Annotated in this window: 5 protein-coding genes; all 5 read right to left on the bottom strand. The window is 72.9% G+C overall.

Annotated elements, in window-relative coordinates; translation table 11 throughout:
* On the bottom strand, positions 1–884 hold an 884-nt coding region (locus H5J33_RS25330), incomplete at its 3' end, for an alkaline phosphatase family protein (RefSeq protein ID WP_181797183.1).
* Positions 885–963: 79 nt separating this feature from the next.
* A complete protein-coding gene (locus H5J33_RS25335) occupies positions 964–2,016 on the bottom strand; it encodes a 2-aminoethylphosphonate ABC transporter substrate-binding protein (protein ID WP_181797184.1) in 1,053 nt (350 codons plus the stop codon).
* A 47-nt stretch (positions 2,017–2,063) separates the two neighbouring features.
* Positions 2,064–2,861: an ABC transporter permease gene (locus H5J33_RS25340; RefSeq protein ID WP_181797185.1), complete on the bottom strand. Its 798-nt coding sequence runs from the start codon at positions 2,859–2,861 to the stop codon at positions 2,064–2,066.
* The gene (locus H5J33_RS25345; RefSeq protein ID WP_258565395.1) at positions 2,848–3,696 is read right to left on the bottom strand and encodes a 2-aminoethylphosphonate ABC transporter permease subunit; all 849 of its coding nucleotides are present in this window, start codon (positions 3,694–3,696) and stop codon (positions 2,848–2,850) included. Before H5J33_RS25345 ends, H5J33_RS25340 begins: the two co-directional genes overlap by 14 nt.
* Positions 3,686–4,283, bottom strand: a 598-nt coding sequence (locus H5J33_RS25350) for an ABC transporter ATP-binding protein (protein WP_181797186.1), incomplete at its 5' end; no start/stop codon positions are given. The genes H5J33_RS25350 and H5J33_RS25345, both read right to left, overlap by 11 nt.

Consider the following 4,283-nt stretch of genomic DNA (forward strand, 5'->3'; position numbering starts at 1 on the left):
GCGAGGGCGGAGGCGGCGACGTCCGGCATCTTCACGTCGTGGCGCACCGATCCGGGCGCGAGCGCGGAGCCGGCCGCGATGAGGAACGTCTGCCGCTCCTGGAGGGTGGAGCCGCCGTGGCCGCCGGCGTCGGTGTGGCCGTGGTCGGCGATGATCATGATCAGCCAGTCCTCGGCGGCGTACGCCGGCCGGGCCTTCACCGCGGCCACGATCTGTCCCACCTGGGCGTCGGCGCCGTGGATGGCGTCCAGGTACTGCTGGGAGGCGGCGCCGTAGGTGTGGCCGGCGTGGTCGATGTTGTCCAGGTGGACGAAGACCGCGTCCGGGTCGCCGTCCCGCAGCCGGGCGACCGCGCGGGAGGTGGTGCCGGTGTCGTACTCGGCGCTCGGGGTGGAGACGCGGGTGTCGGCCTTCGCGGAGAACACCGTGTCGGTGATCGGCGCCCAGGAGGCGACGGCGTACGTGGACAGGGCGGGGTTCGCGGTCTCGGCGCGGGTGAGGAAGTCCGGGTACTGGCTGAACCGGGCGCCGGTGAAGGCGTTGTCCCTCACGTTGTGCTTGTCGGGCCAGACACCGGTGATGATCGTCGACCAGCCGGGGCCGGAGAGGGTCGGGGCGAGCGGGTTGGCGTAGATGCTGCCGGGCGCGGTGAGCCCGGCCGCCATCAGGGCGTCCAGGTTCGGCGCGTCGGCGTCCTTGATCCGGCTGAGCAGGGCGCCGTCCAGGCCGATGACCAGCACCTTGGGGGTACGGGCCGCGGCCCGGGCGACGCCGGTGAACGACCCGGCGGTCGCGGCCACGGCGGCGGACAGCAGGAGGGAGCGACGGGAGAGGTGGGGCACGGGATCCTCCGGAGGAAGAGGGGCGGACGTGCGTAGGGGCATGGCGACGCCCCCGGTGGTTCCAGGGGCGCGGGGGCTCGCGGTGCGGGGCCGGGCTGTGTGCGGCCGCGCGGTGGAGGGATCAGCTGCCGGTCGCGGACTTCCAGTCCTCGACGTAGGCGCCGAGGTTCTTCTCGATGTCGTTCCAGTCGGGTTCGAAGACCTCGACGCCGTCCATCAGCCGGGCCAGCGCGACCGCGTTGGCGTCGGTGGCCTCGACGTCGCCGCGGGCGGCGAAGCCGCCGCCGATCGCGCTGACCTCCTCCTGCTGCTTGCGGGCGAGCATGAAGTCCAGCAGTTTCCTGCCGTTGGCGCTGTGCGGGGCCTTGGTGACCAGGCCGGCCGCGTACGGCAGGGCGAACGTGGTGGGCTTGCCGTCGGTGCCGGCCGGGAACCAGATGCCGAGGTTCGGCATGGTCTTGGTCTGGGCGTGGTTCATCTGCACATCGCCGTTGGCGACGAGCAGTTCGCCCTTGTCCACCTTGGGGGCGAGCTTGCCGGTGGAGGCGGACGGGCCGACGTTGTTGGCCTGGAGCCTCTTCAGGTAGGCGAGGGCCCGCTCCTTGCCGCCGAAGTCGTGGACCGCCTTGATCAGAACGGCCGTTCCGTCGCCGGCCACGCCCGGGGTGGAGTACTGGAGCTTGTTCTCGTAGCGGGCGCCGAGCAGTTCGTCCCAGGTCCTCGGGGGCTGCTTCAGCTCCTTCTTGTTGTAGACGAACCCGAAGTAGTTGGTGACGACGGAGGTCCAGGTGGAGTCGGCGGCCTTGCCGGCGCCCGCGACCCGGTCGGCGCCGGCCGGGGCGTACTTCTGCAGCAGGCCCTTGCCGGCGGCCTGCTGGATGAACGGCGGCAGGGTGACCAGCACATCGGCCTGCGGGTTGCCGCGCTCGCGGAGGGCGCGCTGCACCATCTCGCCGGAGCCGCCCTCGACGTACTTCACCTTGATGCCGGTCTGCTTCTCGAAGTCCTTGAAGACCTGGTCGTACCAGCCGTCTCCGTTCTCGCCCTTGAGGCCGTCGGCGCTGTAGACGGTGACGGCCTTGGCGTCCGAGGCGGCGGAGGTGCCGCAGGCGGACAGCGCGGGCGCGGCGAGCAGGGCGAGGGCCACGGCGAGCGGGACGCGGTTTCTGGGCATGGCGGGGCGGTCTCCTGGCGAGGTGACGGGGGTGATCCGGGGAGGGTTCAGCGGTAGGCGGCCCGGGTGCGGACCCGGGAGACGGCGAACAGGACGAGCAGGGTCGCGGCCATCAGGACCACGGCGACGGCGGACCCGGTGAACAGGGCGCCCCGGTCGGTGGCCGCGTAGATCAGCACGGGCAGCGGGGTCCAGTCGGGCGGGTAGAGCATCATCGTGGCGCTCAGCTCGCCCATGGACAGGGCGAAGCACAGTCCGGCGGCGGCGGTCAGCGAGGGCAGCAGCAGCGGCAGCCGCACCCGGAACAGGATGGAGGCGGGCCGGGCGCCGAGGGAGGCGGCGGCCTGTTCGTAGGCGGGGTCGAGGCGGGTCAGGGCGGCCGACACCGACTGGTGGGCGAAGGCGGTGACCAGCACGGTGTGGGCGGTGATCACGATCCACCGGGTGCCGTTGAGCAGCAGCGGCGGCTGGGAGAACGCCACCAGCACGGCGAGGCCCACCACCACCGACGGCACGGCGACCGGCAGCACGAACAGGGCGTCCAGTACCCGGCGGTGGCGCTTGCCGAGGGCGGCCCCGGCCAGCGCGGCCCAGGTGCCGGCGGTCAGCGCGAGCAGGCTGGCGGCGACCGCCGTGACCAGGCTGGTGGTGAGCGCCTGGAGGGCCTCGCCGCGGGTGGCGGAGCGGTAGTGCTCCAGGGTGGGGCCGGAGGGCAGGGCGCCGGACCAGTGGGTGGCGAAGGAGGCGCCCAGGACCACCAGCAACGGCAGCGCGAACAGCGGCAGGAACAGCAGCCAGAACCCCGCCCACACGGCCCACCTGGTCTTGCGGCTATGCACCAGCACGACGGCTCACCACCCGGTACAGGCCGTACAGGCCCACGGAGATCAGGACGTTGACGACGGCGACCGCGCAGGCGCCCGGGTAGTCGGACTCCAGGATCGCCTTGCCGTAGACGAGCACCGGCAGGGTGGTGACCCCCTTCGCGCCGGTGAACAGCACGATCCCGAACTCGTTCAGGCACAGCACCAGCACCAGGCTGCCGCCGGCCGCGAGCGCGGGCAGCGCCTCGGGCAGGATCACCTGCCGGACGATGCGGGGCGCCCGCGCGCCCAGCGAACCGGCCGCCTCCAGCAGGGCGGTGTCGAGCTGCGCGAACGCGGCGAGCAGCGGGCGCATCACGAACGGCGTGAAGTAGGTGACCTCCGCCAGCAGCACGCCCCAGGGCGTGGTGAGGAACCGGAAGGAGCCGACGACGCCCGTGCCACCGTAGAGGAACAGCAGCGCCAGCGTGATCAGGAAGGACGGGAAGGACAGGTACACGTCGATGAACCGGGCCACCGGTCTCGCGCCGGGGAACGGTACGAACGCGATGACCAGCGCCAGCAGGAACCCGAGGACCAGACAGCCGGCGGTGGCGGCCGGCGCCAGCCACACCGTGGTCCACAGCGCGTGCCGGAACGCCTCGGAGGCGAAGACGTCGGTGTACGCCTGGAGGGAGGTGCCGCCGCTGTCGGGCCGCAGGGACTGGCGGACGACGAGGGCGAGGGGGTAGAGGAAGAAGAGGGCGAGCAGGGCGACCGGGGGCAGCGCCCACAGGTGGGGCGTCCACCGTCGTGGGGAGTCCTTCCGCCCGGCCGGGCGGGCGGGTACGGCGCGCAGCGCGCTGTCAGTGGTCATCGCCGGCCACTCCCGCGGGCAGCAGCACCCCGTCGTCGGGTGCGAAGTGCAGGTCCACGGTGTCACCGAGGGCCGGCGGAGCCTTCAGCTCCCGTACGTCCGCCATCACCGTGTGCCCGCCGACCTCGACGTACAGCCGGTGCGTGGCGCCGCGCCACTGGATCTCCCGTACGGTGCCCGGGAGCCGGTTGGGTCCCTCGCCCAGCCCGACCAGGTGCGGCCGTACGCACAGCGTGGCGCGGGCGCCCGCGGCGGCCCCGGCCGTGTCGAGCTTCAGCTCGGTGCCCGCGAAGGACACCCCGCCGGGCGTCACGGTCACCGGGACCAGGTTCGCGCCGCCCACGAAGGACGCGGTGAAGGCGTCGGCGGGCGCCCGGTACAGCTCCCTCGGCGTGCCGCACGCCCGCAGCCGGGCCGACTCCATCACCGCGATCCGGTCGGCCAGGGTCAGCGCCTCGACCTGGTCGTGGGTGACGTACAGCATCGACACGTCGGGCAACTCGCGGTGCAGCCGGGCGAGTTCGGCGAGCATGCCGGAGCGCAGCCGGGCGTCCAGCGCGGACAGCGGCTCGTCCAGCAGCAGCACG

The organism is Streptomyces sp. WELS2 (assembly GCF_013870595.1).
GTDB lineage: Bacteria > Actinomycetota > Actinomycetes > Streptomycetales > Streptomycetaceae > Streptomyces.